At 44.9% G+C, this 1,262-nt stretch carries 1 protein-coding gene; it reads right to left on the bottom strand.

The annotated features are described in order from the left end of the window. Positions 1-1,262: Ig-like domain-containing protein (locus AB6E30_RS15395; RefSeq protein ID WP_372104242.1), on the bottom strand; the 1,262-nt coding region annotated here is incomplete at both ends.

Here is a 1,262-nt window from a genome sequence, read left to right as displayed (position 1 = left end):
CTGTCGCCGCTGTCGCTCGACGCCACCAGATCGATGGTCGGTTTGCTGATATCGGTGTCTAAATCATAAGTTCTAGAAATCGAACTACTAAATTCATTCCCAACCCAATCTTGTCCGGTAACAGTAGCTGTCACTGAATTATCAGCTACAAGATCACTGCCCTGAACATCTACACTCCATGTTTTATCACTTTGGACAACAGTCAGATAAGTCACACCATTTACTACGACTGATACCTGGTCACCAGTATCCGCATCTCTTCCAACAGTACCTTTAACTGAAACGGTACTTTCGCTTTCACTTTGATTGATAACATTGTCGTCAGTGATGGATTCAATAAAGATCGTTCCTCTAGCAGCTAAATCAACTAGATAGAACTCTGTCGAAGTAGCCGAGCCAACATTTCCAGCTTCATTTACTACATCTACCTTCGCATCGACGATGTTATCGCTATCGGAGTTTAGGTCAGACCCATTGACGTCAATGCTATATTTCCCGTCGATTACTTGGCCTGTATACACAACGCCATTGATGGTCAGTGTTACTGTTCCAGAAACGTAATCCTCACCAGTAATAGAACCTGTAATCGTAACCGTCCCTTGAGCTTCAGTTGCGTTAATGACTGAGTCTTCAGTAATCGGATCAATATCTATGTTTACATTAACCGGAGTCGAGTCATAAATATGAGTAGAAGTTCCTGAGCTTGAAACACTGTTTCCTGCGCTATCGGTTGAACTAACAGAAACAGTGAACTCGGTGTCTTCTGCTAGGTCCTCACCATTAACACTTAGTTCCCAAATACCATTCTCTTTTACAACACTAGTATATGTCGCTCCATTGATGACAGCAGTTACGACGTCGTTAGGTTGTATGTCTCCACCGGTAGCAGTACCTGTAACAAAAATTGTTTGCTCTTTTTCAGTCTCAGTAACAACATCATCTGATGTAATGCTATCTACGATCACATTTCCTGATTCAGCCTGTGTATCAAGAGTGAACGTCAGCGTTGAGCTGCCTGAGGTATTACCCGCTGCGTCGGTTTGACGAACGGTGATCGTGTTGTCACCTTCCGTTGGCACGGGTGCGGTTGTCGTCCAGTTTCCATCAACAAGGTATTCCACTGTCGCGCCATCTTCGGTGCCATCGACTGTGAAGCTACCGTCGTTGGTTAAGAAGTCATCCGCCGCTGAGCCAGAGTCCGTATTAAGTGTCAGTGATGGCGCAGCGGGTGCTGTTGTGTCTAACGTAAATGTCAGGGTTGA

This window comes from Vibrio sp. 10N.247.311.12 (assembly GCF_041467515.1).
Classification (GTDB): domain Bacteria; phylum Pseudomonadota; class Gammaproteobacteria; order Enterobacterales; family Vibrionaceae; genus Vibrio; species Vibrio crassostreae_C.
Note: the sequence above shows the minus strand (reverse complement) of the source record. Positions and strands in the feature narration are given on the sequence as shown.